This window comes from Pseudomonas sp. NPDC079086 (assembly GCF_044542155.1).
Lineage (GTDB): Bacteria > Pseudomonadota > Gammaproteobacteria > Pseudomonadales > Pseudomonadaceae > Aquipseudomonas.
The window spans coordinates 401,157-426,201 of sequence record NZ_JBITTY010000001.1 but is presented as its reverse complement, the minus strand read 5'-3'; the positions used below and the strand labels follow the sequence as shown (position 1 = coordinate 426,201).

Below are 25,045 nucleotides of genomic sequence, written 5' to 3'. Positions count from 1 at the left end.
TAGGATAAAAACGAAGTTTTTTCCTATACATTCCCATTGCTCGCCTTCTTTTTTCTTGACTTCATATTATTATGCTAACTCAAGTTTAAAAGATTTCAATAGTGTATAGGAATAATAGTTCTTGATGTCGTGCCTAGGAAGCTAACTAGGAGACTGCCTAGGACTGGTATAGGAAAGGTATAGGAATAAAAAAGGCCACCTGATTAGGCAGCCTACTTTGATTATGATGGCGTCAATTAAAGTATTCGTTGAGATTATTGATGCCAAACTCTTTCAGTGGATTATGTAGGCTAAACTGTTTCGCAATGCGGTCAATTTCAAAACCATTCTGGAAAATCTTAGCAAACAAAGTTCTTGTGGCTTTGTCGAAGTTGAATTTGAAAGTGATGTCGTTAGCAACAAAAAATTGATTTATTTTTAAGCGGCCATCTTCGGTTTTATATAAATCAATTATTTCGTTTTCCGAGTAAATGTTTATAGTGGTTTTCTTGATGTTTATTTGTGTTTGAAGTTCTGCAAGCGTTTGTTCAATAACGTTGATATTTGCTTCGGTTTTGCTAACTACCTCTAAGAATTCTTTCGGGATGACTCCACTGGTGAAACCGGCAAAAGATTTCATTAGGTTATCCCTGTAACTTTTTTGTTCAAGCAAAGAATTGTTTAACTCTACAATTCTTTTGTTGTCTTTGGTTTGGTTTTCTCTGCTAGAAAGTAGTTTTATTAGTAGCTCTCTGAAATTTTCGCTCCGTTCTTCCTCATCAGCACCTTCCTGTGTTGGAAGGCTATACTTCATCCCGCTTTCACGAGTTATCCATTTCACTTGACGCTCAGGATTTGGGTCTTCTCTTTGCCACGGGTGAACGTCGAAGTCTTCATCTGTTGTTGATTGATATATAAGTTCAAGAAATAACCCGAACGCTAAGTCAAACCGAAAACGTGGCTGGTCACATCCATTTTTTAATTCTTTGCGTGTGTAGCATTGAAAATACGGATAAACGACGCCCTTGGGGTTCGTTTGTTTTTCAAAAAGCATTGATGCTTCACAGCAATCACACTTGATGCTGTGACGAAAAATGTTCAGGCTTCCAACACTTTGGTTGCCATAGTTTTTTCTTTGTGCTCTGTTTTTCATTGCCGCTATTGCTTCATTAAATAGTTCATATGAAACGATTTGCGGATAATAGTTCTCAATGTATCGCTCAAATACTTTCTTTTTGTTTTCGTCTCTTCTTTGAGCCATATACGCACCTAAAACATATTTTGTGTCCATCAGGTGCTTTATGTTTCTGCTTGACCATTTTCGTTTTGTATAAGTGTTGAGCTTTTTAATTGACAATGACACGCCAACATATTTCAAGCTTTCAAAGAAATCCCTTATTTCCTGAGCTTCTTCTTCCTCGATTTCAAAGCAATTAAGCTCTGCATTATATCGAATGCCATATGGTGGATTATGAGCGTTAAAAATAACCTTTTCTTCTTCGGCTAACTTCTTGGCTCTATTCCATGCAGATTTTCTACGAACTGATTTTGTCTTACTTTCTTCGTATGCTCGCTTTGCGATGACACTTAAAAGAATGTCTTGTTGTAAGTCATCAATTCGGTTTGTTTCGTTTGGTTTTTCATATCGTTGACCATCAATGGTGGTTATTAAAATAACCCCTTTTTCAAGTATGCCATTGACTAATTCTTTTGCTTGGAGAAGTCTTTGTCGACTAAGTCGGTCGATACTTTCAACGAATATATAATCGCCTTCTTTGATATGCATATCGCTAATCATATCAATGAGTTCTTTTAGTTTTCCTTTTCGTTTGTTGCTTCCATCGTGTGCAGATATGCCTGTATCCGAGTAGATATTCTCGGGCGGTAACTCAATACCTTGCTGAATTGTAATGGCTTGGATTGAAGCCATTTGACGGTCTACGGAGTCCCTACCGGCTTCACCTTGGGCCTTCGACGAGTAGCGGATATAAGCGTAGGCAGTAGGCATTCCGGGCTTCCTATGTCGATTGGAAAAATGTGAGAATACCACCCGCCGGTCTCAAGGGGCTCACGCAAGACTTCCAGGACTTTGCGATCAAACTCGGGGAGCTCATCAAGGAACAACACGCCGTGGTGAGCCAAGGTTATTTCGCCAGGCTGCGGGCGACTGCCACCGCCGACCAGCGCCGGGCCCGATGCGCTGTGATGAGGCGTTCTAAAAGGTCGTTGCGGCCAGGCGCTTAGCGGTGTGTGGCTGGCGACAGAATGAATCGCCGCTACTTCCAGCGCTTCCTGTTCATCCAGTGGTGGCAGCAAGCCCGGCAGGCGGCTGGCCAGCAGGGTTTTGCCGGTTCCGGGCGGGCCGGTAAACAGCAGATTGTGCGAACCGGCCGCCGCCACCAGCAGCGCGCGCTTGGCGGCAATCTGCCCCTGCACTTCGGCCAGATCCGGATAGGGCAGCACGTGGCGCAGCAAGCCCTGAGCCTGATAGGGCGCAATCGGTGTCTGACCATTGAGGTGGGCGGCGACTTCCAGCAGGTGCTCGACGGCAATCACTGTCAGCCCGGAGGCTAGGCTGGCTTCCTCGGCATTGGCCTTGGGCACCACTAAGGTGCGTCCTGCGGCGCGGGCGGCCAGCGCTGCCGGCAATACGCCCTGTACCGGACGAATCGTCCCGGACAGCGCCAGCTCACCCAGGCACTCGAGGTGTTCCAGTGCGCCGGCCGGCACTTGGCCGCTGGCGGCGAGAATGCCGAGGGCAATGGCCAGGTCGAAACGTCCGCCGTCCTTGGGTAAATCTGCAGGTGCCAGATTGAGGGTGATGCGCCTGGGTGGAAAATCGAAGGCGCAGTTGAGGATGGCGCTGCGTACGCGGTCTTTGCTTTCCTTGACCGCAGTTTCTGGCAAACCGACCAGCGCCAGCGAGGGTAAGCCGTTGGCCAGGTGGGCTTCGACGGTGACGGCGGGGGCTTCAACACCCACCTGGGCGCGGCTGTGGACTATGGCCAGGGACATCGATCACTCCTTGATCGGCTGATGCATCCGCGGTGGGCGTTACTCGCTGGTAGCTGGGGCGTCTGCGCTGCGTGCTTCCATCTCGGCGACCTTGGCTTCGAGCGCTTCCAGGCGCGCACGGGTGCGAGCAAGTACGACCATCTGGCTGTCGAATTCGTCGCGGCTGACCAAGTCGAGTTTGCTGAAGGCGCTTTGCAGTAGCACCTTGAACTGGGCTTCGAATTCACCGCGCGGCAAGGGTGCGTCACCGTTGAGCAGGCGCGAGGCGTGGGTGGTCAGGGCGTCTAGCAGGGCTTTAGGTGGCAGCATGGTGAGGTTCCGTTTGCAGATGGCGGCAGTGTAGCACGCAGCTTTGCCCGGCTTGCCGGGTGTGGCCGGCGCATGACTGGCGCGGTCTGCACAGTTTTCGCGCGCTGCCTGGCGCGCTGTTGCACCGTTGTTGTGCGCTGGCTGTTGGCTATTACCAGGCTAAAACGCCCGTTTGCCGGGTAAATGCATGAAATAAATCGGTTTTTCCTGATCTGGCAAGCTTTCTGCTTTGTCTCTTGCGACGCATGCACCGATGCAGTTCCGGTGCGTCAGGCGAAGCGGGGAAGTGCTTCGTTGGGAGCGGTTGGTGAGCATCGGTGCTGCTGAGACAGGGTCACGATGCATTACAAAAGCCAGGCACTGCGCTTAGACTTGAGCCGGGTTCGTAATTCCTGGGGCAAGTCCACCTTACACGGGAGAAAGTTACATGAAGCTAGTCACTGCCATCATCAAGCCGTTCAAGCTGGACGACGTCCGTGAGTCACTGTCGGAGATCGGCGTGCAGGGCATCACTGTCACTGAAGTCAAAGGCTTTGGTCGCCAGAAGGGCCACACCGAGCTGTACCGCGGCGCTGAATACGTGGTCGATTTCTTGCCAAAAGTGAAAATCGACGTGGCCATCGCTGACGATCAACTCGATCGCGTGATCGAGGCCATCACCAAGGCTGCTAACACCGGCAAGATCGGTGACGGCAAGATTTTCGTTGTAAACCTGGAACAGGCAATCCGCATCCGTACCGGCGAAACCGGCACCGACGCAGTTTAAGCCTCCGAACGAACCCCACGCCCCAGGAGTTAAACCATGACTCTGCGAAAAATCGCAGGGCTAGGAGCCCTTTTGTCTCTCGTTCCTGGCTATGCCATGGCCGAAGAGGCAAGCCTGAACAGCGGCGACACCGCTTGGATGTTAGTCGCCACTGTACTGGTGCTGTTTATGACCATTCCCGGTCTGGCGCTTTTCTACGCTGGCATGGTGCGTTCGAAGAACGTGCTGTCATTGCTGATGCAGTGTTTTGCGATTACCGGGTTGATCAGCATTCTTTGGGTTGTCTATGGCTATAGCATGGCCTTTGACACGACTGGCATGGAGCAGGGGGTACTCAACCTCAACTCCTTCGTCGGTGGTTTCTCCAAAGCCTTCCTTTCGGGTTTGACTCTAGACAGCCTGGTGGCTGGGATTCCGGAGAGTGTCTTCATCACCTTCCAGATGACCTTTGCCATCATCACGCCCGCGCTGATTGTCGGTGCCTTTGCCGAGCGCATGAAGTTCTCGGCCATGCTGATCTTCATGGCGGTGTGGTTCACCCTGGTCTATGCGCCTATCGCGCACATGGTCTGGAGCGGCGATGGTGCTCTGATGTGGGACTGGGGCGTGCTCGACTTCGCGGGCGGCACCGTGGTGCACATCAACGCTGGTATCGCCGGTCTGGTGGCCTGTCTGGTGCTGGGCAAGCGTAAGGGCTTTCCTACTACTGCGATGCCGCCGCACAACCTCGGTTACACCCTGATCGGTGCAAGCATGCTCTGGGTAGGCTGGTTCGGCTTCAACGCAGGCTCTGCGCTGGCCGCTAACGGCAGCGCCGGTATGGCCATGCTGGTCACCCAGATTGCCACTGCCACGGCGGCGCTGAGTTGGATGTTCGCCGAGTGGATCACTCACCGCAAACCAAGCGTTCTGGGCATTGCCTCGGGTGCTGTGGCGGGTCTGGTGGCGATCACTCCGGCGTCCGGTACGGCTGGCCCGATGGGCGCTCTGGCGATTGGTCTGGCAAGTGGGGTGATCTGCTTCTTCTGCGCCACCAGCCTGAAACGCAAGCTGGGTTATGACGATTCCCTCGACGTGTTCGGCGTACACGCCGTGGGCGGCATTGTCGGCGCCATTCTCACCGGGGCGTTTGCCGCGCCGGCGCTGGGTGGCTTCGGTACGGTGGAAGATATTCCGGCGCAGTTGTGGATCCAGTTCGAGGGGGTGGCCTTCACAGTGGTGTACACCGCGGTGGTGACCTTCGTGATTCTGAAAGTGATCGACCTAGTAATGGGCCTGCGTGTCAGCGAAGAGGAAGAGACCATCGGTCTCGATCTCGCCCTGCATAACGAGCGCGGCTACAACCTGTAAGCACACGGAGCGCGTCCGGAGCCAACCCCGGACGTCTTAACCGAATAGCGCTAAAAAGCGCAACGGCAAGAGGTGAACCATGGACAACACAGCATTGACTGCACTGCAGTACGGTTTTGATACCTTCTACTTTTTGGTTTGCGGCGCCCTGGTAATGTGGATGGCAGCGGGTTTTGCCATGCTCGAATCCGGTCTGGTGCGAGCCAAGAACACCACTGAAATCCTCACCAAGAACATCGCCCTGTACGCAGTGGCAAGCATCATGTACCTGGTGATCGGCTACCACATCATGTACTCCAGTCCGGAAGGCGGCATCCTGCCAAGCTTCGGCTTCCTGCTCGGTGACGAGAACAGCGTTGAGTCGGTTCTGGCCGGCGGCGACGATGCTCCTTATTACTCGGCGCGTTCGGACTTCTTCTTCCAGGTGGTGTTCGCTGCGACCTGCATGTCGATCGTTTCCGGTGCTGTGGCTGAGCGCATGAAGCTGTTTGCCTTCCTGGCATTCGCTGTAGTCATGACCGGCTTCATCTATCCGGTGCAGGGCTTCTGGAAATGGGGTTCGGGCTTCCTCAACGAAGCCGGCTTCCTCGACTTCGCCGGTTCCGGTGTAGTGCACATGGCTGGCGCAACTGCTGCTCTGGCTGGCGTACTGCTGCTCGGCGCACGTAAAGGCAAGTACGGCCCGAATGGCCAGGTCAACGCCATTCCGGGTGCCAACCTGCCAATGGCAGCGCTGGGTACCTTCATCCTGTGGATGGGCTGGTTCGGCTTCAACGGTGGCTCGCAGCTGAAGATGAGCACCATCGAAGACGCCAACGCCGTGGCCAACGTGTTTGTTAACACCAACATGGCTGCTGCCGGTGGCTTGATCGCTGCGCTGATCGTGGCACGCATCCTGTTCGGCAAGGCCGACCTGACCATGGCCCTCAACGGTGCCCTGGCTGGCCTGGTGGCAATCACTGCCGAACCGCTGACCCCAACTGCCCTGCAAGCAACCCTGATCGGTGGTGTGGGTGGCGTGCTGGTGGTGTTCTCGATCCTTGGTCTGGACAAGCTGAAACTCGACGATCCAGTCGGCGCCATCTCTGTTCACGGTGTGGTTGGTATCTGGGGTCTGTTGGCGGTCTGCCTGACCAATAGCGATGCCACCCTGGGTGCTCAGCTGTTGGGTATCGGTTCGATCTTTGCCTGGGTATTCATTGCCAGCCTGATCGTTTGGTCCATCATCAAGCTGGTGATGGGGCTGCGTGTCAGTGAGGAAGAAGAATACGAAGGCGTGGACATCGCTGAGTGCGGTATGGAAGCCTATCCGGAATTCACCAAGCGTTAATTCCCACTGCTTCGAACAAGGGCGCCTAATGGCGCCCTTTGTTTTTTCTGAATGCCAATTAAAGGTTGTGGTTTTTCAGCATCTGCGCAGTTGTGATGGAGCGGCAACAGACCCTAGAATGCGCGCCGTTGAGCGCAGTTCGCCGATGCGCAGCGCTCAGCCCAAGGCAAGGCCACTGGAATTTTTATCAGCGACGTTAGAAAGCTGACGCAGCTGGGCTATAACTACTCTGCTTTTCGCAAGTCATGAGGTTGGAACATGAGCGACGAAGATCTGGAACACGACGAATTAGAAGGCGCTGACGAAGACGAAGGCGAGGAACTGGCTGCCGCTGATGATGGCGACAGCAATGATGATGGCGACGGTGACGACGAAGTTGTACCGGCCAGCAAAAGCAAGAAAGCCAAAGCTGCCGTCGACGTAGAAGAACTGCCGAGCGTCGAAGCCAAGCAGAAAGAGCGCGACGCTCTGGCCCGCGCCATGGAAGAGTTCCTCTCCCGTGGTGGCAAGGTGCAGGAAGTTGAGCCTAACGTGGTCTCCGACCCGCCCAAGAAGCCAGACAGCAAGTACGGCAGCCGCCCTATCTAAGCGTTTGTTGTGAACCAAAAAGCCCACATGCCATAAGCGTGTGGGCTTTTTTGTGCGTGATGCCTTGTTAGGGCAGCAGATGACTTTGGAGGATAGATGGCGCTTTATCCATTCGCCGCGCATAGCCGGCCAGAGCCGCGCGTCTTCAGCCTACGTCCAGCTATGCAGCAGCGCCGGTAGCTCGGCCAGGCTGCGAATTTGTCCGTCCGGGGCGTTGTCGGCTTCCCATGTCTTGCCCTGGGGGTTGAACCAGATCGCCCGCAGGCCGGCAGCCTGCGCCCCGGCGATGTCGTCGCTGGGGTGGTCGCCGATATGCACGGCGTGCTCGGCGGCAATGCCCGCGCGCTTCAGGGCTTCGGTAAAGGGTTTCGGGTCGGGTTTGCCGACGCCCAGTTCCTCGGCGCACAGAGCAAACTGGAAGTAGTCGGCCAGACCCAGGCGGCGTACGTCGGCATTGCCGTTGGTGATGACCCCCAGCTGGAAGCGATTGGCCAAGGCTTCAAGCGTTGGATGCACCTCGGCAAACAGTTCGACCTGATGGCGCGCGGCAAGAAACACCTGAAAGCCGGCTTCGGCCAGTGCCTGCGCATCGCTGTGCGGGTAGCCGGCGTCTGTCAGGGCATGCAGCAGAATGCGTCGGCGCAGTTCGCTAAGCCGATGCTTGAGCATCGGCTCGGCCTGCAGCAAGGTAGCGCGAATCGACCACAGATGCTCCACCGGCACCGCACCCAGGCGCGGCGCATGCATCGCCAGCCAGTTGCGCAGCGCAGCTTCCGCGTCCTGCATCACCGGGGTGACATCCCACAGGGTGTCGTCGAGGTCGAAGGTAATCAGCTGAATGCTCATTCTGTGCTGCCTTTGCGTTTGGCTCGTGGGTGAGCCTGGTCATAGACCGTGGCCAGGTGCTGGAAATCCAGATGGGTGTAGACCTGGGTGGTGGCGATGTCGGCGTGGCCGAGCAGCTCCTGCACGGCACGCAAGTCCTGCGACGACTCGAGCATATGGCTGGCGAAGCTATGGCGCAGCATATGCGGGTGCAGGTGCTGGCCTAGCTCACGCACGCCGGCCTGGCGTACGCGCAGCTGCACCGCGCGCGGGCCGATACGCCGGCCCTGCTGGCTGATAAATACCGCGCCATCGGCCGGGTTGGCCAGCGCGCGTAGCGGCAACCATTGCTGCATGGCCTCGCGCGCCATACGCCCGAGCGGCAGCTCGCGGGTCTTGTTGCCCTTGCCGATAACGCGCACCAACCCGGCGGGCAGGTCGAGACCATCCAGATTGAGGCCAACCAGCTCCGACAGGCGCAAGCCTGATGAATAAAACAGCTCAAGCATGGCCTGATCACGGCGGGCGATAAAGTCGTCTTCCAGCGCGCCGTCGAGCAGCTGCGCAGTGCGGTCGGCATCCAGGGTTTTTGGCAGGCGGCGTTCGCCCTTAGGCGGCATCAGGCCGCTGGCCGGATCGCTCTGGCAGTAGCCTTCACGAATCAGATAGCGGTACAGGCCGCGAGTGGCCGAGAGCAGGCGCGCAATGCTGCGGCTGGATTGGTCCTGCATGTTCAGACGGCCAACCATTCGCCGAAGGCGTGCGCTGTCGAGTGCAGCCCAACTGTCGACCTGCTCCTGCGTGCAGAATGCCAGCAGTTTGCTCAGGTCGTGGCGGTAGCCGATCAGGGTATGGGGGGAAAGCTGGCGCTCGCTGCGCAGGTGTTCGAGGTAGGCGTCCAGGAGGTCTTGCATGGAAGCTCCCTGCGGTGCGGTCGGTGCGATATGCAGTGGTTAGCGCACCGAGCGCAATGGAGTAGCAAAGCCCGGTACGACGCGCGCCAGCACTTCGGCGATATAACCGAGGAACAGCGTGCCCAGCGAGCTTTTGTAGTTCTGCGGGTCGGCACTGCCAATCGCCAGCACGCCATGCAGACCTTGATAGGAAATGCTCACCACTGCTGCCGAGCCGACTTGTGCGCCGTCTTCGCTGCCGAACAGGAAGTTCAGCTCATGCTCACGCAGTACGCCGCAGATGGTTTTGCCGCCGGCCAGCAGACCGCCGATGGCTTGATGTGCTTCGGCACTGCTGACCGAGCGGCCGACCGGCAATGGCGCCTCGCTAAACAGAATCAGGCTGACGAAGGGCACCTGAAATTCGCGGCGCAGGCTGTCTTCGACGCAGCTGACCACTTCTTCCAGGCTGCTGGCATCGAGTAGGTCGAGCACCAAGCGGCGGGTCTTGTCGAACAGACGGTCGTTATCGCGGGCTACGTCCATCAGTTGCGAGAGGCGATGGCGCATCTCGATGTTGCGTTCGCGCAGCAGTTTCACCTGACGCTCGACCAGCGATACGGTATCGCCGCGCTGGTGCGGAATGCGCAGCTCGGGGATCAACTCGTCGTGGTCGATAAAGAACTCCGGATGCAGGCGCAGATAAGCGGCAACTGTTTCCGAATCCAGTGGCTTGGGTGAATCCTGCTTGTCGGTCATAAACGAACCTGTCCTTCGTACACGCGTACTGCGGGTCCGCTCATCATAACGGGCTGGCCAGGGCCTGCCCACTCGATGATCAGTTTGCCGCCGGGCAATTCGATCTGCACCGGTGAGTCCATCCAACCCTGGCTGATCGCCGCGACTACTGCTGCGCAGGCGCCGGTGCCGCAGGCCTGGGTTTCCCCGGCGCCGCGTTCCCATACACGCAGCTTGGCGTGCTTGCGGTCGACCACTTGCAGAAAGCCGACATTGACCCGCTGCGGGAAGCGCGGGTGGTGTTCAAGCTTCGGCCCCAGGCTGTGCACCGGCGCGCTGTCGACGCTGTCGACGCGCAGCACGGCATGCGGGTTACCCATGGACACGGCGGCCAGCTCAACAGTCTGGCCGTCGACGGCGACGCTGTAGCTCAGTGCCTGCTGTTCAGCCTGGAACGGGATATCCGCCGGCACCAGGCGCGGAGCACCCATGTTGACGCTGATCTGCCCGTCGTTGCGCACGTCCAGCTCGATGATGCCGCCCTTGGTTTCCACGCGCATCTGCTTCTTCACCGTCAGGCGCTTGTCCAGCACAAAGCGAGCGAAACAGCGTGCACCGTTGCCGCACTGTTCCACTTCCGAGCCGTCGGCATTGAAGATGCGGTAGCGGAAATCCACGTCCGGGTTGCTCGGTGGCTCGACCAGCAGCAGCTGATCGAAGCCCACGCCGGTGTGGCGGTCGCCCCACTGCTTGGCGTTCTTTGGCTGGATATGCGCGTGCTGGCTGACTAGGTCGAGGACCATAAAGTCATTGCCGAGGCCGTGCATCTTGGTAAAGCGCAATAGCATCAGACTTACTCCGGCAGGCGGCTTTCGCCCGCAAAGAGTTCGGCCAGGGTCTCACGGCGACGCACTTCGAAGGCCTGCTCACCATCCACCATCACCTCGGCGGCGCGACCGCGGGTGTTGTAGTTGGAGCTCATGACAAAACCGTAAGCGCCGGCCGAGCGCACGGCCAGCAGATCGCCTTCTGCCAGCGCCAGGTCGCGATCCTTGGCGAGGAAGTCGCCGGTCTCGCAGATCGGCCCGACGATGTCGTAGTTGCGCGTCGCGCCATCGCGCGGCTGCACGGCAACCACCTCCATCCAGGCCTGGTATAGGGCCGGACGGATCAGGTCGTTCATTGCCGCATCGACGATGGCAAAGTCCTTGTGTTCGGTGTGCTTGAGGTACTCGACCTGGGTCAGCAGCACGCCCGCGTTGGCGACAATCGAACGGCCCGGCTCGAACACCAGGGCCAGATCACGGCCGGTAATGCGCTCACGCACGGCTTTGATGTAATCGCCGGCCAATGGCGGCTGCTCGTCGCGGTACTGCACGCCAAGGCCACCACCCAGATCCAGGTGCTTGATGCGGATGCCATCTGCGGCGAGCTGATCGATCAGCGCGAGCAGGCGGTCGAGGGCATCGAGAAATGGCGGCAAAGTGGTCAGCTGTGAGCCGATATGGCAATCAACGCCCACTACCTGCAGGTTCGGCAGTGCAGCGGCGCGGGCATAAACAGCTGGGGCCTGCTCGATGTCGATGCCGAACTTGTTTTCTTTCAGGCCGGTGGAAATGTACGGGTGGGTGCCGGCATCGACGTCCGGGTTGACCCGCAGCGAGATCGCCGCAGTCTTGCCCAGCTCAGCAGCGACAAGTTGCAGGCGTTCCAGCTCGTCAGTGGACTCGACGTTGAAGCAATGCACGCCAACTTCAAGGGCGCGGCGCATGTCGTCACGGCTTTTGCCGACACCGGAGAAGACGATCTTGTCAGGCGTGCCACCCGCGCTCAATACACGCTCCAGCTCGCCACGGGAGACGATGTCAAAACCGGCGCCGAGGCGGGCCAGGACATTCAAAACGCCGAGGTTGGAGTTGGCCTTAACGGCAAAACAGACCAAGTGCGCCATGCCCTGCAAGGCATCGGCATAGGCGTTGTACTGCGCTTCGATGTGCGCGCGCGAATAGACATAAGTCGGCGTGCCGAAGCGTTGGGCGATGGCGGACAACGCCACCCCTTCCGCGAACAGCGTGCCGTCGCGGTAGTTGAAGGCGTTCATGCGCTGTCCTTATTCGGTCTGTGCAGGTTCAGCTGCGGGCTCGGCCTGTGCGGGCGCGGACGCGGCTTCTTCAGGCAGGAACAGCGGGCCTTTCTGGCCGCAGCCAGCGAGCAATGTGCTGATAGCAACCACGGTGAAAAGGGCAGTAAATAGCCGCTTCATGGTGAAATCCCTGTAATAAAGCATAGATGCGGCGGAGTATACCGGCCCCCCGGCAGCTTGCCTATGTGCTGGGGTTCCCGCCTGGCGCGGCTTTGCCTGTATCTTTGGCGCCATATTCACGCCCGCCGCCAGCGATCAGGAGCCTGGATGGACAATCCCGTAGCTATGAGCAGTTCGGTTTCAGTCGCTTACCTGCAAGGTTTGCTCGACTACCTGACGCGTCAGGGGCTTGATAGTGCAGAGCTGCTTGAACGGGTGCAATTGAGCCCGCAGATTCTTGCCCAGCGTGATCAGCGCATCGCGGCTAGTACCTATCTGGAGCTGCTCGGCCATGGCGTGCGGTTGACTGGCGATGAGCAGCTGGGCCTGCACCTAGGTGAGGCGGTGCGCCCCGGTTATTACGGCGTGTTGGGTTATCTGATCATGAGCTGCGCGACCCTTGCCGATGCTTTGCATCGCCAGGCGCGTTACGCCGCGCTGGTGGGCAACCTGGGCCAGGTTGATCTGGCCGATGAGCCGCCGCGCGCAGGGCTGGAGCCACATGTGGCGCACAGCTGGCAGCCGTTGTTGCCGCAGCAGAAACGCCAGCTCAGTGAAGAAACCTTGGCCGGTTGGGTGACTTTCGGTCACTGGATCAGCGGCCTGGATATTCCACCGACCGAGGTGCGCTTCCAGCATTCGGCGCCGGCGGATACTGCCGAATACCAGCGAATCTTCCGCTGCCCAGTGCTGTTTGATCAGGCCGATAACGCTCTGATATTTCCTAAGCGTCTGCTCGCCACGCCGCTAGGGCAGGCCGATGCGCAGGTGCGCCTGATGCTCGATGCCTATGCTGATCGCCTGCTTGGTGAGATCCAGCAGGGCCATAGAGTGTTGGATCGTGCGCGGCTGGAATTGTCCCGTCAGCTGCCGGAAGTGGGTGCCGATCTGCAGCAAATCGCCGCGCGTTTGGCGCTCAGTCCGCGTACCCTGCAGCGGCGTTTGCGCGAAGCCGGGTTATCCTTCAACCAGTTGGTGGATGAAACCCGCCAGCAGTTGGTGTTGCATTACCTGCGCGACCCAGCCCTGGAACTGGCGGAAATCGCCTTCCTAGTTGGCTTTAGCGAGCCTGGTTCGTTGGCCCGCGCGTTTCGCCGCTGGACCGGGCAGAGCCCAGGCGAATATCGCCGTTGTTTGAAAGAACATTAATCACCGCAGCCCAAGACTTTTGCAGTCGCTGAATTTTTTGAGGTAAGCCGTAATGAGTTTGACCGAAGCCCGCTTTCACGATCTGGTCGATGCCACCCAGCAGGCGGTGGAAGATATTTTCGATGACAGTGACCTGGACCTCGACCTGGAAAACTCCGCCGGGGTGCTGACCGTGCGCTTTGAAAACGGTACTCAGCTGATCTTCAGCCGTCAGGAACCGCTGCGCCAGCTCTGGTTGGCGGCGCGCTCCGGTGGCTTCCACTTCGATTACGACCAGGCCAGCGAGCGTTGGATTTGCGACAGCAGCGACGAACAGCTGGGCGAAATGTTGGTGCGTATTACCCTCGAACAATCCGGTGCCGATCTTGAGTTCGAAGAACTCTGAAGGCGCAGGGCAGGAGGTCGTCTCGCCCTGTCGTCGCCAGTGTTGTCTGGATGATCAGGATATCTGCCTGGGCTGCGGCCGAGTTCTGCAGGAAATTCTCGACTGGGGCAGCGCCGACATGGCGCGTAAGCGCGCGATCTGCGCGGCTGCCGAAGCCCGCTTGCAACAGCGTCAAGGCATACCTTGACCGGGCGGTCTTGTTTATTTGACTAGCTGTGGTACGGTCAGCCCAAGCCTTGCAGAACCCCATCTTCGTGATGGGGTTTTGCTTTTTTCACGATCCGTAAAGGGGACATACCCGCACCATGACCAGCACACCTTCGCTCACCATCACCCGTCTTGACCTGCAGCGCCTGGAGCATCTGCTCGACAGCCTGGATGACTTCGGTCCCAGTGCCATCGCCTTGCAGGCCGAACTGGATCGTGCCGACGTAGTTGGCCATGACGAGGTGCCGGCCGGGGTAGTGACCATGAATTCGCGGGTGCATTGCCGTGAGGAAAGCAGCGGCAAGGATTACCACCTGACCCTGGTTTACCCGCAGGACGCTGGCGGTGAAGGCTGTGTGTCGGTGCTGGCGCCGGTCGGCACGGCCCTGCTGGGACTGTCGGTTGGCCAGCATATCGACTGGGCCGCACCCGGCGGCAAAGTGCTCAAACTGACACTGCTGGCGGTGGAATATCAGCCGGAAGCGGCAGGCGAATACAGCCGCGCCGAGTGAGCAAGTTGGGCAAAGCCTTCTAGAGTAGAGCTAAGCCAATTTCGGCATGGAGGCCGTATGTTCAGTCTACCCCTGTACTTTCCCCAAGGTTTTAACCTGTCCAGGGCGCTGCAATGCGCGCAGTTGGTCAGTGCCGCCTACGACCAATACAGCCAGTGGCAAACCCAGCAGCGCCCGCGGCGGCCCCAGGATTTCACCTGGCAGCCGCCTACGCTGTCCGGCTGGGGTTTTTCCGCGCCGATCTGGAGCGTGCTCAGCGAGCTGCACTTTCTCAACGAGTCGGAGCCCTTTGGCTTTGCCGCACGTGACCCGCAGGGCGAGGTCTATCTGGTGTTCCGTGGCACTGACACGGCACAGGACTGGCTGGATGATCTGGATGCCGGTCAGCGCGCATACCCCTGGCAAACCAGCCTGGGCAATGTGCATGACGGTTTTCTCAAGCTCTATACATCACTGCGCGATCAGGCTTTACAGGCTGTAGATACTCAGCGGCCTAGCGGGTCGCTGTGGGTGTGCGCACATAGTCTGGGTGGTGCGCTCTCCAGCCTGGCAGTGTTGGACTTGCGCGAGCGTTGGCCGGACTTGCCCCTGCAGCACTACAGCTTTGCCAGCCCGCGCCTGGCCGCCCCGGACTTTGCCGCGTATTACAACGGGTTGCAGGTGCCGACATTCCGCGTGGTAAATGACAGTGACCTCGTCCCACAGGTTCCGCCGGGGGTTACCGACAAATGGTTGTATCAGCACCTGGGACTGGCGGTGACCTTCAGTGCCAGTTACGCCTCGGTGGCCGACAATCACAGCCTGGCAGGCTGCTACCTGTACGCCTTGAAAAACCCGCAGGCGCCGATGCGCGGCTGAGCTGTCGTGCGTTAGGCCTTTTGTAGGGCCTGATTAAGCGCTGCCTCCAGACGACTTTTGTAGCGCAGGTAGTGCACGCTCTGCATATGCCCTTCGCCGAGTACCGCGGACAGGTCGAGGTCGGTGATATAGCAGGGGTAGCGCGCGCCATCGCGGCGTTGCGCGAGGATATGCTGGGCGACCGCGGCGAACAGGTCGCCAGCATATTCCAGCTCGGAAAATTCGCGGTGGTTGCAGTACAGGGTGACGTGCGAGCGCTTGCCATCCGCCGGTTCGACAATGGCCTGCACGTCATAAAACGGGTGGCTGATCGGTGATAGCGGCGGCGGTCGGCGTTCCAAACGCTGGGCGCGCAAAGGTGCATCGGGCAGCACTTGGTAATAGAGAATCTCAAGCGGCTGATGCGCCGGCAAATTGTCCAGCGGCAGCAGGGCGTTGCGCCGATACAGCACTGATTGCAGAAAGCGTTGCAGCGGCGTCAGCAGGCTCTGTTCATCACGGAACGGCATCTGCTGGCGCCACAGCGCGTTGTGCTCGTCTAGCACGTTCAGTTCGGCCGTGGCGCTGGCTTCGTTCAGTCGGTAGAACACCTGGATGCACTGCGGTCGCCCCACGGGCAGGATCAACGCCAGGTCTTCACCTTCCAGGGCGCTACGGTCCAGATGCAGCTCGCTGTAGCCGGGCAGCTCCTCGCCCAGATGCTCGATCAGCGTGGGCAGATCTTTCAGGCTGGTATGGCTGACGTGGCCGGGCTTCAGTTCGAGCAGGTGGTAGTGCTGTTTGATCTGCAGCAGGTAGCGATTGGCCTGTTCGCTGCTGAAGCTGCCGAGGGTTTCGCGGAACAGTTCTTCGACCCGCTCGGCAATCGCCGTAGCACGGTTGCGGCAGAAGCAGCGCACCCGCAGGTTGGGTTTCTTGCCTTTGCTGGGCAGGCTGTTGAGGAAGTCACGCAGGCAGTCGAGCAGCGCATGCAGGCCGTCATAGCGCGTCACCAGCAGCTCGTTCCAGCTGTTCAGGGTGACCTGATCGATGGTCAGGATCAGGTTCTCGCGCACCCCGGAATAGCCGAGCGCATCGGTGCGCTCGGTGGTCATGTGCATGTTCATCTGGCTGAACTGCTTGAGCGGGTCGATGCCGACGTTGACCAACAGCAGCACTTCACCGGGCACGCTGGCGCTAAGCAGGGCGGCTTCGTCAACGGCAGGCAGGGGCAGCGGCACCACCTGCTGCAGGCTGCTGAGCAGGTTGGACAGCTCGTACTCGGTCAGGTCGCTGGTGCCTGGGTGCAGTGACAGCCGCGTGCTGTTGTCGATCACGCCATTGCGCTGGCACCAGGCGAGCAGTTCGACCAGCTCTCGTGAGCGCTTGAGCGGTGAGAAGTCTTCCAGGTCCTGGGCGTTGACGCTGCCGCTGTAGAGCGCCCACAGCGTTTCATTGGGCTCATCCGGGCTGGGGCTCTGCGCCAGGGTAAGGGTGTCTTCGGCGAGGTCCGGGGCGATGCCCGGGTTGATAAATTCGATCTTGCCGGCCTTGCGCTCGAAGGCGGCGTAGAGGCGGCGGCCGAGGATGCCCAGATCGCGGCTGTTGAGCGAGCTGCCGGCGTGTTCGCTGCGGGCGAACTCGGAGAGAAAGCGGTAGCTGTAGGTCAGCTCGTTAACCAGCATGCGCCGCTCGGCGCTGACCTGGCGCACCTTCCACTGGCTACGGCTGTCGAGCGTCGCCAGCTGACGGCTGTCCCAATTCCAGTCGCGGGTCAGGCGTTCCAGCAGCAGACGTTGCCAGCTCTTGCGGTTGTTGCGCGGTGGGCGGCTGAGCTTTTTGTCGACCTTGAGGTACAGGCAGCGGCGGATCAGCTCCAGGCGTTCATGCTCGCCACGGGCCTTGAGGTATTCCTCCAGACGGCGGTAGACCACGATATAGGGGTCGAGCTCATCGACGTCGAGGCGATTGGCGAACACCGCCTGTTTGAAACGCAGCGACAGGCATTCGACATTAGGGTGTTCGCTGGCGTAAACCTCGGTCAGCAGCAGCTTGAGCACCGATTTGTACGGTGACTCGATGCCCTTGAACAGCTGCCACATGCCGGCACCGATAAACTCTTCTGGCGGAATGCGCGCTAGGTGGCCGAGGTCGAGCACATCCTCGGCGCGAATAAAGCGCTTGGCCAGCAAGGTGCTGGTGTAGTGCTGGTAGCGCTGCTCCTCATACACCGGCACCAGCCACCACAGCGGCGTGCGCCCGCCGAGCCAGATGGCGGTGCGGTAGAACTCGTCGAGCAGCAGGTAGTGTTGCGTGGTGCCGCAGTCATCCGAGGTCAGCTGCGCTTCGCGCTCGCCCTGAGTGAAGCGTGCCGGATCGATGAGAAAGAAATGCGCTTCGGCGCCGAAGGTGGCCGCCCAGCTTTCCAGCAGTGCACATTTTTTGTTCAGTTCATGCAGCTGTTGCTGGCTGAGGTCGCTGGCGTGACAGACCCAGAAGTCCATGTCGCTCTGTTCGGCCTGGGCCACAGTGCCCAGGCTACCCATCAGAAACAGGCCGTGGATCGGCAGCGCTGGTTTGCCGCGATAAGGCTTGTAGACGAACGAGCGGGTCAGGCGCTGCACTTCAGAAAGTAGCTCGTCATCCGGCTCGAATCCGCTGAGGCCGGCCGGAGTCTGCCCGGAAACGTAGCCCGGCAACAGCGGATGATTGACGTGGAACAGCAGCGGCAACAGCTTGAGTACCAGTTGCTGGCGCGTCGACAGCGCCTGCATGGCGCGTTGCAGGCGGCCATGGTTGAGTTTGAGGAAGCGCGCACGCAGCTGCGTCAGTACCTTGCGGTCGATACCGTCTTCAATGTCCGGGCGAATTTCCTCGGTACGACTCATGCTCAGGCTCTGCAGGGCGGTGCGTGATCATGCCTTGCCAGGTGGCTGGCGGACGGCTGTGAATACTGGGTTATCGCCTGCGTCACGGGCAGCTTGAGGACGCCGCTGCAACGCAGGCTGGGTTGGCTCATAAGCAGTTTTGACTGTCGCTCTAACTGGCGATGTCCGTGGTCGCTGTTTAGGCCGCTTCGGTCACATTGAGAATGGTCAGCAGGACTTGCGCGTGTTCGGCGGCGTCGAGGCCCAGGCTGGTCAGGTAGCCGCCATCGGGTTGATTGATCAGGCCTTTGTCATGCAGGCGTTGGGCGGCGGCAATCGCCGAGGGGGTGGCAGTGTGGTGAACCTTGATTCCTTCCTGAGTGGTGCCCAGGTTGAACAACGCGAGGATTTCCAGTTCGGCAATCAGTTCAGGGGTAAAGGCCATAAGTACTCCAGCTTCTTGTTTTAGTGAGCTGCGGCCGGCGGCGGCAGCACCCGCTGCGATAAATCGGCTGAAACAACAGGCAGCCTGCGAAGGCAGTGTAGTGAAGCCCCCGGCAGTCTGCTGTGACCTGATGCTGCCAGAAGTTGGCGCGTTGTGGGTTAAATTTTTCCGGGTGGTTTACGGTGCCTGTTCGGGCAGCTCGGGTAAGGCGCGCAGGCCCTGCTCGTAGCGGGCGAGATCGAAGGGGCGGTCGTCGCGAAGCATGACGTCGATTTCATCGGCCAGCACCAGGGCCATCAGTTCGATAATCTCTTCGCGCTCATAACCGACCAGGCTCAGCTTGTTCAGCACCGCCTGGACAAAGGCCGGCTCGCCGGCTTCCAGCTGGTTTTCGATGGCCTGAACCAGGGTGTCCTGGGCGAAATCTTCGTCGTCTTGTTCGCTCATATGCTGCTCCAAAAGGTTGCTGGTCTCAGAGTCTGTTTTGAACGCCGCAGGCCCGCCGCGCAGAAGATCGTAAGCGGGTTGTTAGCCTTGGGCAAAATCCAGCAAGGCTTGGCCGGTAAGGCGGTAGGTGGTCCATTCGTCCTGCGGGCGTGCGCCGAACGATTGGTAGAAATCAATGGCTGGCTGGTTCCAGTCCAGCACGGCCCACTCGAAACGGCCACAGCCCTTGGCCACGGCCAACTGCGCGAGGTGACGCAGCAGGGCTTTGCCCGCACCCACGCCGCGCTTTTCCGGGCTGACGTAGAGGTCTTCAAGGTACAGCCCGTGTTTGCCCAACCAGGTCGAGTAATTGAAAAAGTACACGGCATAGCCGATCGGCTGGCCTTCGTGCTCGCAGATCAGTGCGTGGGTGCTGCTGTCGGGGCCGAATAGGCTCGCCTCGATCCCCGCTGCGTCTGTCTTCACCTCATGCTCGGCTTTCTCGTAGATCGCCAGGTCGGTGATAAAGCGCAGGATCAGGGCGGCGTCTTCGGCTGTTGCGGGGCGGATATTCAGGGGCATGGGTACTTAGCCGTAGAGAAAAAGCAGAACAGTCAGCGGCATGCCGACTACACAGAGAGCGCCGAAGGCGGTGATCCAGCTGCTGCGCGAGTCCATCGGGTCAGACACGTTTAGTGGCAGGCGCGGATAACTGCCCAGCGTCAGCAGACGCAACACCAGCCAGCCGCTGGCGTAAAAGAGGTAGCCGAAAACCAGCTCCAGTACGACCTCTACCAGGACAAACAGGCCGCGCAGCAACAGTTCGAACATGGGACGTCCCTTTCCCTTTGGCAGTCGACGGTCAGCGCGTCGCCAGCAGCTCGCGGCCACGCACGACAGCAGCGCGGACCTGATTCGGTGCAGTGCCGCCAATATGGTCGCGGGCGTTGACCGAGCCTTCCAGGGTCAGTACGGCGAATACGTCCTGCTCAATCTGCTCGCTGAACTGGCGCAATTCTTCCAGGCTCATCTCGGCCAGGTCCTTACCAGTGTCCACGCCGTATTTCACTGCGTGGCCGACGATCTCGTGGCAGTCACGGAATGGCAGGCCGCGGCGCACGAGGTAGTCGGCGAGGTCGGTGGCGGTGGAGAAACCGCGCAGCGCCGCTTCACGCATGATGGCGTGCTTGGGCTTGATCGCCGGGATCATGTCGGCAAAGGCGCGCAGGCTGTCGCGCAGGGTGTCGGCGGCGTCGAACAGCGGCTCTTTGTCTTCCTGGTTGTCCTTGTTGTAGGCCAGCGGTTGGCCTTTCATCAGGGTCAGCAGGCCCATCAGTGCGCCAAAAACACGACCGGTCTTGCCGCGTACCAACTCAGGAACGTCGGGGTTTTTCTTCTGCGGCATGATCGAGCTGCCGGTGCAGAAACGGTCCGGCAGGTCGATGAACTGGAACTGCGCGCTGGTCCACAGCACCAGCTCTTCGGAGAAGCGCGACAGGTGCATCATGGCAATCGAGGCTGCAGCGCAGAATTCGATAGCGAAGTCGCGATCCGATACGCCATCCAGCGAGTTGCCGCCGACTGCGTCGAAGCCCAGCAGCTGCGCGGTAACTTCGCGTTGAATTGGGTAGGTGGTACCGGCCAGCGCGGCCGAGCCGAGGGGCATGCGGTTGGTGCGCTTGCGGCAGTCGACCAGGCGCTCGTAGTCACGCGAGAGCATTTCAAACCAGGCCAGCAGGTGGTGGCCGAAGGTTACTGGCTGCGCAGTTTGCAGATGGGTGAAACCGGGCATGATGGTTTCCGCCTCACGCTCGGCCTGTTCCAGCAGACCCTGCTGCAGGCGGGTGATTTCGCCGAGGATCAGGTCGATTTCGTCGCGCAGCCACAGGCGAATATCAGTTGCCACCTGGTCGTTGCGGCTTCGGCCGGTGTGCAGCTTCTTGCCGGTCACGCCGATGCGGTCGGTCAGGCGTGCTTCGATGTTCATGTGCACATCTTCCAGGTCGACGCGCCAGTCGAACTGGCCAGCTTCGATCTCACCCTGAATCTGCGTCAGGCCGGCAATGATGCTATCGCGCTCAGCGTCTGTCAGAACGCCGACCTTGGCCAGCATGGTGGCGTGGGCGATGGAGCCCATGATGTCGTGGCGGTAAAGACGCTTGTCGAACTCGACGGAGGCGGTAAAGCGGGCAACAAAGGCATCGACTGGCTCGCTGAAGCGGCCGCCCCAGGATTGGTTTGTTTTTTCAGTGCTCATGGGCTTCGCTCGGCTGGTGCGCTAAAACGGGCTGACCGCGCATGGCGGCCGGCAAGACGGAAAAGTGCGCCGATAATAACAGGCTGGCCGATAAATTCGCCGCGTCGCGTTGTCGGTGGCTCCAGCTAGGCTCCAGTAAAGCAATGTTGCGCCGTTCACAGTTTCAGCGTGGCGGGCGCATTTCGGTGCTTTATTTTGCCCGGTCGCAGCTGTCTATCTTGCTGCTGGAGCGGGTCACGCGGAAACTGCTGCGATGAAAATAAAAAGCGCTTTATCGGAAAAACAACCACCACTGGTCGATGACTTCTTCGTGCCCGAGCTTTGCCAGCCAGAAGCGCTGCTGAGCATGGTGCTGCTGGCCGAGTTGCTGGTGCTGGTGCTGGTGTTGTCGGAACCCATGCTGCCGGGCTTTGACTGGGTGCGGCTGGCGCTGACGTCACTGTTCGTGCAGTGGATCGTGCTGCTGTCAGCCGCCGTGCTGTGCCGCCTGCGCCCACTGATGGCGCGTATGCCCGCGGCCACGGCCGGCGCCTTGTGCTGCGCGATTGTGGTTACCCTGAGCCTGATCTGTACTTCGGTTGCGGACTATTACGAGCTGGGCGGGCCGCTGCCGCGTGCAGGTGAGGTCAATCTGTACCTGCGTCATGGTCTGATTAGTTTGATCATGTCAGCGCTGTTGCTGCGCTACTTCTACCTGCAAAGCCAATGGCGCAAGCAGGAGCAGGCCGAGCTGCGCGCCCGGATCGAATCGCTGCAGGCGCGTATCCGCCCGCACTTTCTGTTCAATAGCCTGAATAGCATTGCCAGCCTAGTAGTGGTCGACCCGTACAAGGCCGAACAGGCGGTTCTGGATCTCTCCGATCTGTTCCGCGCCAGCCTGGCCAAGCCCGGCAGCCTGGTGCCCTGGCGTGAGGAGCTGGAGCTGGCACAACGATATTTGTCGATTGAGCGCTATCGGCTCGGCGAGCGTCTACAGTTGCAGTGGGAGATTGTCGATGTGCCGGACGATTTGCCGATTCCACAGTTAACGCTGCAGCCCTTACTGGAAAACGCCTTGATCTACGGCATTGCGCCGCGTATCGAGGGCGGTTTGGTGCGGGTCGAAGCGAGTTATCACGAGGGGGTATTCCAGCTGTGCGTGAGCAATCCATACGAACAACTAGGCGAGGAGCCGCCATCGCGCGGCACGCATCAGGCGCTGACCAACATCGATGCACGGCTGGTGGCACTTTTCGGGCCGCGGGCCAGTCTCAGCGTAGAGCGCCGTGACGGACGCCACTTCACTTGTCTACGCTATCCTTGTGCGAGACCCAAGCAGGAAGCCCGTGCATTATGAATGTCCTGATTGTCGATGATGAACCCCTGGCCCGTGAGCGCCTGAGCCGCATGGTGGGCGAACTCGATGGCTATCGCGTGCTTGAACCAGCAGCCAGTAACGGCGAGGAGGCCCTGAGCCTGATCGACAGCCTGAAGCCGGATGTGGTCTTGCTGGATATCCGTATGCCCGGCCTGGATGGGCTGCAGGTAGCGGCCAAGCTGTGTGAGCGCGAAGCGCCGCCGGCAGTGATTTTCTGTACCGCCCATGATGAATTTGCTCTGGAAGCCTTCCAGGTCAGTGCGGTCGGCTATCTGGTCAAGCCGGTTCGTGCGGAAAGCCTCAGCGAAGCGCTGAAGAAAGCCGAGCGGCCCAACCGCGTGCAACTCGCCGCCCTGACTCGCCCCGCCGTAGATAGCGGTGGCGGCCCGCGCAGCCATATCAGTGCGCGCACTCGCAAAGGTATCGAGCTGATTCCGCTGGATCAGGTGATCTACTTTATCGCCGACCACAAATACGTAACCCTGCGTCATGCAGGCGGCGAAGTGCTGTTGGATGAGCCGCTGAAAGCATTGGAAGACGAGTTCGGTGATCGCTTTGTACGTATCCACCGCAATGCTCTGGTGGCCCGTGAGCGTATCGAGCGCCTGCAGCGCACACCTCTTGGGCATTTTCAGCTATTCCTCAAGGGCATGAACGAGGAAGCGCTGATTGTCAGCCGCCGGCATGTAGCCGGGGTGCGCAAGCTGATGCATAACCTCTGACGTATCGGCCAGCCCGGATGACTCCGGGTCGCAGGCCTGATGCGGGCCAGCCTGTTATTATCCCCGGCAGTTCGTTTTCTGGAATTGCCCATGTCTCGCGAAATCCGCATCGCCACCCGTAAAAGTGCCCTGGCCCTGTGGCAGGCCGAACACGTCAAAGCCCGTTTGGAGCAGGCGCACCCTGGCCTCAAGGTCAGCCTGGTGCCCATGGTCAGCCGTGGCGACAAGCTGCTCGATGCGCCGCTGGCGAAAATCGGCGGCAAGGGCCTGTTTGTTAAAGAGCTAGAAACCGCGATGCTGGAAAATCAGGCCGACATCGCCGTGCATTCGATGAAGGATGTGCCGATGGACTTCCCCGAAGGCCTGGGCCTGTACTGCATCTGTGAGCGTGAAGATCCGCGCGATGCCTTCGTTTCCAACACCTATGCCAGCCTCGATGCATTGCCCGCCGGTAGCGTGGTCGGCACTTCCAGTCTGCGCCGTCAGGCCCAGCTGCTGGCGCGCCGTCCAGATCTGAAAATCCAGTTCCTGCGTGGCAACGTCAACACACGTCTGGCCAAGCTGGATGCCGGCGAGTACGACGCGATTATTCTCGCCGCTGCGGGGCTGATTCGCCTCGGTTTTGCAGAGCGTATTCGCTCCTCGATCAGCGCTGAAGACAGCCTGCCAGCGGGCGGTCAGGGCGCGGTAGGCATCGAATGCCGTACTGCCGACAGCGAGATCCATGCCCTGCTGGCGCCCCTGCATCATCGTGACACCGCATTACGGGTAACCGCCGAGCGCGCGTTGAACAAACACCTGAATGGCGGCTGCCAAGTGCCAATCGCCTGTTACGCGGTGCTGGAGGGCGAGCAGATATGGTTGCGCGGTCTGGTCGGTCAGCCGGATGGCGGTTTGCTGCTGCGGGCGGAAAACCGTGCGCCGTTAGCGCAGGCTGAGCAACTGGGCGTACAGGTGGCCGAAGCGCTGCTGGCCCAAGGCGCTGCAGCCATTCTGCAAGCCGTTTATGGCGAGGCCGCTGCCGAGTGATGGGATGGCGTTTGCTACTGACACGACCGGCTCAGGAGTCGGTCGCGCTGGCGGCAACCTTGGCCGAGCAGGGTATCTACAGCAGCAGCTTGCCGTTGTTGGCCATCGAGGCGCTGAGCGAAAGCGCCGAGCAGCGCGCCACGTTTGCTGATTTGTCGCGCTACTGCGCGGTGATCGTGGTGAGCAAGCCGGCGGCGCGACTGGGCCTTGATCTGCTGGATCGCTATCAGGCGTCAGCGCCTGCCGAACAACCCTGGTTCAGCGTTGGTGCGGCCACGGCGCAGATTCTCCGTGAACATGGCCTGCAGGCGTATTACCCCGAACAGGCCGATGACAGCGAGGCGCTGCTGGCCCTGCCGCAGTTACAGCAGGCGCTGACGGCCGCTAGCAACCCGCAGGTATTGATCCTGCGTGGTGAGGGTGGCCGAGAGTTACTGGCCGAGCGCTTGCGCGGCCAAGGCGTGCAGGTGGACTATCTGCCACTGTATCGCCGGGTGCTACCGGATTACCCGCCGGGTGTACTGGTTGAGCGGGTTCAGGCTGAACGCCTGAACGCTATGGTGGTCAGCAGTGGGCAGGGCTTTGTGCATTTGCGCGAGCTGGCCGCTGAGGCCTGGGGCGAACTGGCTCGACTACCCTTATTTGTACCCAGCCCGCGCGTTGCCGAAATGGCCCGTGCGGCCGGTGCGCAATTTGTTGTGGACTGTCGTGGCGCGAGTGCTACGGCGTTGCTGGCAGCGTTGCAGACGCAACCTGC

26 protein-coding genes and 2 pseudogenes are annotated in these 25,045 nt (G+C 59.5%); 13 read left to right on the top strand and 15 right to left on the bottom strand.

The window, feature by feature from the left end; translation table 11 throughout:
• Positions 1–232: 232 nt before the first annotated feature.
• The 3 genes and pseudogenes from ACIGEK_RS02110 to ACIGEK_RS02100 all read right to left on the bottom strand — a co-directional run bounded on the left by ACIGEK_RS02110 (position 233) and on the right by ACIGEK_RS02100 (position 3,303).
• Positions 233–1,987, bottom strand: coding sequence for a recombinase family protein (locus ACIGEK_RS02110; protein ID WP_397491727.1), 1,755 nt, complete (start codon positions 1,985–1,987; stop codon positions 233–235).
• Between the two features lie 44 nt (positions 1,988–2,031).
• A pseudogene (locus tag ACIGEK_RS02105) lies at positions 2,032–2,994 on the bottom strand (YifB family Mg chelatase-like AAA ATPase); the annotation flags it as partial.
• A 39-nt stretch (positions 2,995–3,033) separates the two neighbouring features.
• Positions 3,034–3,303 carry an accessory factor UbiK family protein gene (locus tag ACIGEK_RS02100; RefSeq protein WP_397491726.1) on the bottom strand — a complete coding sequence of 90 codons (270 nt, stop codon included), beginning with the start codon at positions 3,301–3,303 and terminating at the stop codon, positions 3,034–3,036.
• 427 nt (positions 3,304–3,730) lie between these two features.
• On the opposite strand from ACIGEK_RS02100, the gene glnK reads away from it, so the two are divergent.
• The 4 genes from glnK to sutA all read left to right on the top strand — a co-directional run bounded on the left by glnK (position 3,731) and on the right by sutA (position 7,337).
• Positions 3,731–4,069, top strand: a complete 339-nt coding sequence (gene glnK, locus ACIGEK_RS02095; RefSeq protein ID WP_021700071.1) for a P-II family nitrogen regulator — start codon at positions 3,731–3,733, stop codon at positions 4,067–4,069.
• A gap of 36 nt (positions 4,070–4,105) precedes the next feature.
• Entirely contained in the window at positions 4,106–5,419 is a 1,314-nt protein-coding gene (locus ACIGEK_RS02090; RefSeq protein WP_397491725.1) for an ammonium transporter, read from the top strand.
• A 79-nt stretch (positions 5,420–5,498) separates the two neighbouring features.
• A complete protein-coding gene (locus tag ACIGEK_RS02085; RefSeq protein WP_397491724.1) occupies positions 5,499–6,749 on the top strand; it encodes an ammonium transporter in 1,251 nt (416 codons plus the stop codon).
• Positions 6,750–7,007: 258 nt separating this feature from the next.
• The gene (gene sutA / locus ACIGEK_RS02080; protein WP_397491723.1) at positions 7,008–7,337 is read left to right on the top strand and encodes a transcriptional regulator SutA; all 330 of its coding nucleotides are present in this window, start codon (positions 7,008–7,010) and stop codon (positions 7,335–7,337) included.
• Between the two features lie 150 nt (positions 7,338–7,487).
• On the opposite strand, the gene ACIGEK_RS02075 is transcribed toward sutA, so the two are convergent.
• The 6 genes from ACIGEK_RS02075 to ACIGEK_RS02050 are packed head-to-tail and all read right to left on the bottom strand — an operon-like array spanning position 7,488 to position 12,056.
• Positions 7,488–8,183: an HAD family hydrolase gene (locus tag ACIGEK_RS02075; RefSeq protein WP_397491722.1), complete on the bottom strand. Its 696-nt coding sequence runs from the start codon at positions 8,181–8,183 to the stop codon at positions 7,488–7,490.
• Positions 8,180–9,076 (bottom strand): tyrosine recombinase XerC, encoded by an 897-nt coding sequence (gene xerC / locus ACIGEK_RS02070; protein WP_397491721.1) that lies wholly within the window; start codon positions 9,074–9,076, stop codon positions 8,180–8,182. The genes ACIGEK_RS02075 and xerC overlap by 4 nt, the downstream gene beginning before the upstream one ends.
• 39 nt (positions 9,077–9,115) lie before the next feature.
• The gene (locus ACIGEK_RS02065; RefSeq protein ID WP_397491720.1) at positions 9,116–9,814 is read right to left on the bottom strand and encodes a DUF484 family protein; all 699 of its coding nucleotides are present in this window, start codon (positions 9,812–9,814) and stop codon (positions 9,116–9,118) included.
• Positions 9,811–10,641 carry a diaminopimelate epimerase gene (gene dapF / locus ACIGEK_RS02060; RefSeq protein WP_397491719.1) on the bottom strand — a complete coding sequence of 277 codons (831 nt, stop codon included), beginning with the start codon at positions 10,639–10,641 and terminating at the stop codon, positions 9,811–9,813. Before dapF ends, ACIGEK_RS02065 begins: the two co-directional genes overlap by 4 nt.
• A 5-nt stretch (positions 10,642–10,646) precedes the next feature.
• A complete protein-coding gene (lysA, locus tag ACIGEK_RS02055) occupies positions 10,647–11,894 on the bottom strand; it encodes a diaminopimelate decarboxylase (protein ID WP_397491718.1) in 1,248 nt (415 codons plus the stop codon).
• A 9-nt stretch (positions 11,895–11,903) separates the two neighbouring features.
• Positions 11,904–12,056 (bottom strand): lipoprotein, encoded by a 153-nt coding sequence (locus ACIGEK_RS02050; protein ID WP_397491717.1) that lies wholly within the window; start codon positions 12,054–12,056, stop codon positions 11,904–11,906.
• 147 nt (positions 12,057–12,203) lie between these two features.
• Here ACIGEK_RS02050 and ACIGEK_RS02045 point away from each other — a divergent pair, with 147 nt between their 5' ends.
• The 5 genes from ACIGEK_RS02045 to ACIGEK_RS02025 all read left to right on the top strand — a co-directional run bounded on the left by ACIGEK_RS02045 (position 12,204) and on the right by ACIGEK_RS02025 (position 15,206).
• Complete coding sequence (locus ACIGEK_RS02045; RefSeq protein ID WP_397491716.1) at positions 12,204–13,244, top strand: AraC family transcriptional regulator; 1,041 nt, start codon at positions 12,204–12,206, stop codon at positions 13,242–13,244.
• Between the two features lie 52 nt (positions 13,245–13,296).
• A complete protein-coding gene (gene cyaY, locus ACIGEK_RS02040) occupies positions 13,297–13,629 on the top strand; it encodes an iron donor protein CyaY (RefSeq protein ID WP_325503899.1) in 333 nt (110 codons plus the stop codon).
• Entirely contained in the window at positions 13,610–13,816 is a 207-nt protein-coding gene (locus ACIGEK_RS02035; protein ID WP_397491715.1) for a DUF1289 domain-containing protein, read from the top strand. The genes cyaY and ACIGEK_RS02035 overlap by 20 nt, the downstream gene beginning before the upstream one ends.
• Before the next feature lie 118 nt (positions 13,817–13,934).
• On the top strand, positions 13,935–14,348 hold the full coding sequence (gene rnk / locus ACIGEK_RS02030) for a nucleoside diphosphate kinase regulator (protein WP_397491714.1): 414 nt from the start codon (positions 13,935–13,937) through the stop codon (positions 14,346–14,348).
• 57 nt (positions 14,349–14,405) lie between these two features.
• The gene (locus tag ACIGEK_RS02025; RefSeq protein ID WP_397491713.1) at positions 14,406–15,206 is read left to right on the top strand and encodes a lipase family protein; all 801 of its coding nucleotides are present in this window, start codon (positions 14,406–14,408) and stop codon (positions 15,204–15,206) included.
• 11 nt (positions 15,207–15,217) lie between these two features.
• On the opposite strand, the gene ACIGEK_RS02020 is transcribed toward ACIGEK_RS02025, so the two are convergent.
• The 6 genes from ACIGEK_RS02020 to argH all read right to left on the bottom strand — a co-directional run bounded on the left by ACIGEK_RS02020 (position 15,218) and on the right by argH (position 21,180).
• Entirely contained in the window at positions 15,218–18,073 is a 2,856-nt protein-coding gene (locus tag ACIGEK_RS02020) for a class I adenylate cyclase (RefSeq protein WP_397491712.1), read from the bottom strand.
• A 178-nt stretch (positions 18,074–18,251) separates the two neighbouring features.
• A complete protein-coding gene (locus tag ACIGEK_RS02015) occupies positions 18,252–18,497 on the bottom strand; it encodes a TIGR02647 family protein (protein WP_090254617.1) in 246 nt (81 codons plus the stop codon).
• A gap of 177 nt (positions 18,498–18,674) precedes the next feature.
• Positions 18,675–18,944 carry a hypothetical protein gene (locus tag ACIGEK_RS02010; RefSeq protein ID WP_339525256.1) on the bottom strand — a complete coding sequence of 90 codons (270 nt, stop codon included), beginning with the start codon at positions 18,942–18,944 and terminating at the stop codon, positions 18,675–18,677.
• Positions 18,945–19,025: 81 nt separating this feature from the next.
• Positions 19,026–19,505, bottom strand: a complete 480-nt coding sequence (locus ACIGEK_RS02005; RefSeq protein WP_397491711.1) for a GNAT family N-acetyltransferase — start codon at positions 19,503–19,505, stop codon at positions 19,026–19,028.
• A 6-nt stretch (positions 19,506–19,511) separates the two neighbouring features.
• Entirely contained in the window at positions 19,512–19,754 is a 243-nt protein-coding gene (locus ACIGEK_RS02000; RefSeq protein WP_397491710.1) for a hypothetical protein, read from the bottom strand.
• Positions 19,755–19,785: 31 nt separating this feature from the next.
• A complete protein-coding gene (gene argH / locus ACIGEK_RS01995; protein ID WP_397491709.1) occupies positions 19,786–21,180 on the bottom strand; it encodes an argininosuccinate lyase in 1,395 nt (464 codons plus the stop codon).
• A 253-nt stretch (positions 21,181–21,433) separates the two neighbouring features.
• Between argH and ACIGEK_RS01990 the strand changes: the two genes are divergently transcribed.
• The 4 genes and pseudogenes from ACIGEK_RS01990 to ACIGEK_RS01975 all read left to right on the top strand — a co-directional run.
• Positions 21,434–22,516, top strand: coding sequence for a sensor histidine kinase (locus ACIGEK_RS01990; protein WP_397491708.1), 1,083 nt, complete (start codon positions 21,434–21,436; stop codon positions 22,514–22,516).
• On the top strand, positions 22,513–23,259 hold the full coding sequence (locus ACIGEK_RS01985; protein ID WP_339411541.1) for a LytTR family DNA-binding domain-containing protein: 747 nt from the start codon (positions 22,513–22,515) through the stop codon (positions 23,257–23,259). Before ACIGEK_RS01990 ends, ACIGEK_RS01985 begins: the two co-directional genes overlap by 4 nt.
• Before the next feature lie 90 nt (positions 23,260–23,349).
• Positions 23,350–24,288, top strand: coding sequence for a hydroxymethylbilane synthase (gene hemC / locus ACIGEK_RS01980; protein ID WP_397491707.1), 939 nt, complete (start codon positions 23,350–23,352; stop codon positions 24,286–24,288).
• Positions 24,288–25,040: pseudogene (locus ACIGEK_RS01975) on the top strand (uroporphyrinogen-III synthase); the annotation flags it as partial. The gene hemC and the pseudogene ACIGEK_RS01975, both read left to right, overlap by 1 nt.
• Between the last annotated feature and the right edge of the window lie 5 nt (positions 25,041–25,045).

Bases quoted from the DNA above. Each gene is read 5' to 3' on its own strand.
- ACIGEK_RS02100 (WP_397491726.1), bottom strand. From the start codon at position 3,303: ATGCTGCCACCTAAAGCCCTGCTAGACGCCCTGACCACCCACGCCTCG.
- ACIGEK_RS02010 (WP_339525256.1), bottom strand. From the start codon at position 18,944: ATGAGCGAACAAGACGACGAAGATTTCGCCCAGGACACCCTGGTTCAG.
- ACIGEK_RS02005 (WP_397491711.1), bottom strand. From the start codon at position 19,505: ATGCCCCTGAATATCCGCCCCGCAACAGCCGAAGACGCCGCCCTGATC.
- ACIGEK_RS02015 (WP_090254617.1), bottom strand. From the start codon at position 18,497: ATGGCCTTTACCCCTGAACTGATTGCCGAACTGGAAATCCTCGCGTTG.
- lysA (WP_397491718.1), bottom strand. From the start codon at position 11,894: ATGAACGCCTTCAACTACCGCGACGGCACGCTGTTCGCGGAAGGGGTG.
- ACIGEK_RS02025 (WP_397491713.1), top strand. From the start codon at position 14,406: ATGTTCAGTCTACCCCTGTACTTTCCCCAAGGTTTTAACCTGTCCAGG.
- ACIGEK_RS02045 (WP_397491716.1), top strand. From the start codon at position 12,204: ATGGACAATCCCGTAGCTATGAGCAGTTCGGTTTCAGTCGCTTACCTG.
- argH (WP_397491709.1), bottom strand. From the start codon at position 21,180: ATGAGCACTGAAAAAACAAACCAATCCTGGGGCGGCCGCTTCAGCGAG.
- ACIGEK_RS01985 (WP_339411541.1), top strand. From the start codon at position 22,513: ATGAATGTCCTGATTGTCGATGATGAACCCCTGGCCCGTGAGCGCCTG.
- ACIGEK_RS01990 (WP_397491708.1), top strand. From the start codon at position 21,434: ATGAAAATAAAAAGCGCTTTATCGGAAAAACAACCACCACTGGTCGAT.
- hemC (WP_397491707.1), top strand. From the start codon at position 23,350: ATGTCTCGCGAAATCCGCATCGCCACCCGTAAAAGTGCCCTGGCCCTG.
- ACIGEK_RS02000 (WP_397491710.1), bottom strand. From the start codon at position 19,754: ATGTTCGAACTGTTGCTGCGCGGCCTGTTTGTCCTGGTAGAGGTCGTA.
- ACIGEK_RS02020 (WP_397491712.1), bottom strand. From the start codon at position 18,073: ATGAGTCGTACCGAGGAAATTCGCCCGGACATTGAAGACGGTATCGAC.
- ACIGEK_RS02065 (WP_397491720.1), bottom strand. From the start codon at position 9,814: ATGACCGACAAGCAGGATTCACCCAAGCCACTGGATTCGGAAACAGTT.
- cyaY (WP_325503899.1), top strand. From the start codon at position 13,297: ATGAGTTTGACCGAAGCCCGCTTTCACGATCTGGTCGATGCCACCCAG.
- dapF (WP_397491719.1), bottom strand. From the start codon at position 10,641: ATGCTATTGCGCTTTACCAAGATGCACGGCCTCGGCAATGACTTTATG.
- sutA (WP_397491723.1), top strand. From the start codon at position 7,008: ATGAGCGACGAAGATCTGGAACACGACGAATTAGAAGGCGCTGACGAA.
- rnk (WP_397491714.1), top strand. From the start codon at position 13,935: ATGACCAGCACACCTTCGCTCACCATCACCCGTCTTGACCTGCAGCGC.
- ACIGEK_RS02075 (WP_397491722.1), bottom strand. From the start codon at position 8,183: ATGAGCATTCAGCTGATTACCTTCGACCTCGACGACACCCTGTGGGAT.
- ACIGEK_RS02110 (WP_397491727.1), bottom strand. From the start codon at position 1,987: ATGCCTACTGCCTACGCTTATATCCGCTACTCGTCGAAGGCCCAAGGT.
- ACIGEK_RS02050 (WP_397491717.1), bottom strand. From the start codon at position 12,056: ATGAAGCGGCTATTTACTGCCCTTTTCACCGTGGTTGCTATCAGCACA.
- glnK (WP_021700071.1), top strand. From the start codon at position 3,731: ATGAAGCTAGTCACTGCCATCATCAAGCCGTTCAAGCTGGACGACGTC.
- xerC (WP_397491721.1), bottom strand. From the start codon at position 9,076: ATGCAAGACCTCCTGGACGCCTACCTCGAACACCTGCGCAGCGAGCGC.
- ACIGEK_RS02085 (WP_397491724.1), top strand. From the start codon at position 5,499: ATGGACAACACAGCATTGACTGCACTGCAGTACGGTTTTGATACCTTC.
- ACIGEK_RS02090 (WP_397491725.1), top strand. From the start codon at position 4,106: ATGACTCTGCGAAAAATCGCAGGGCTAGGAGCCCTTTTGTCTCTCGTT.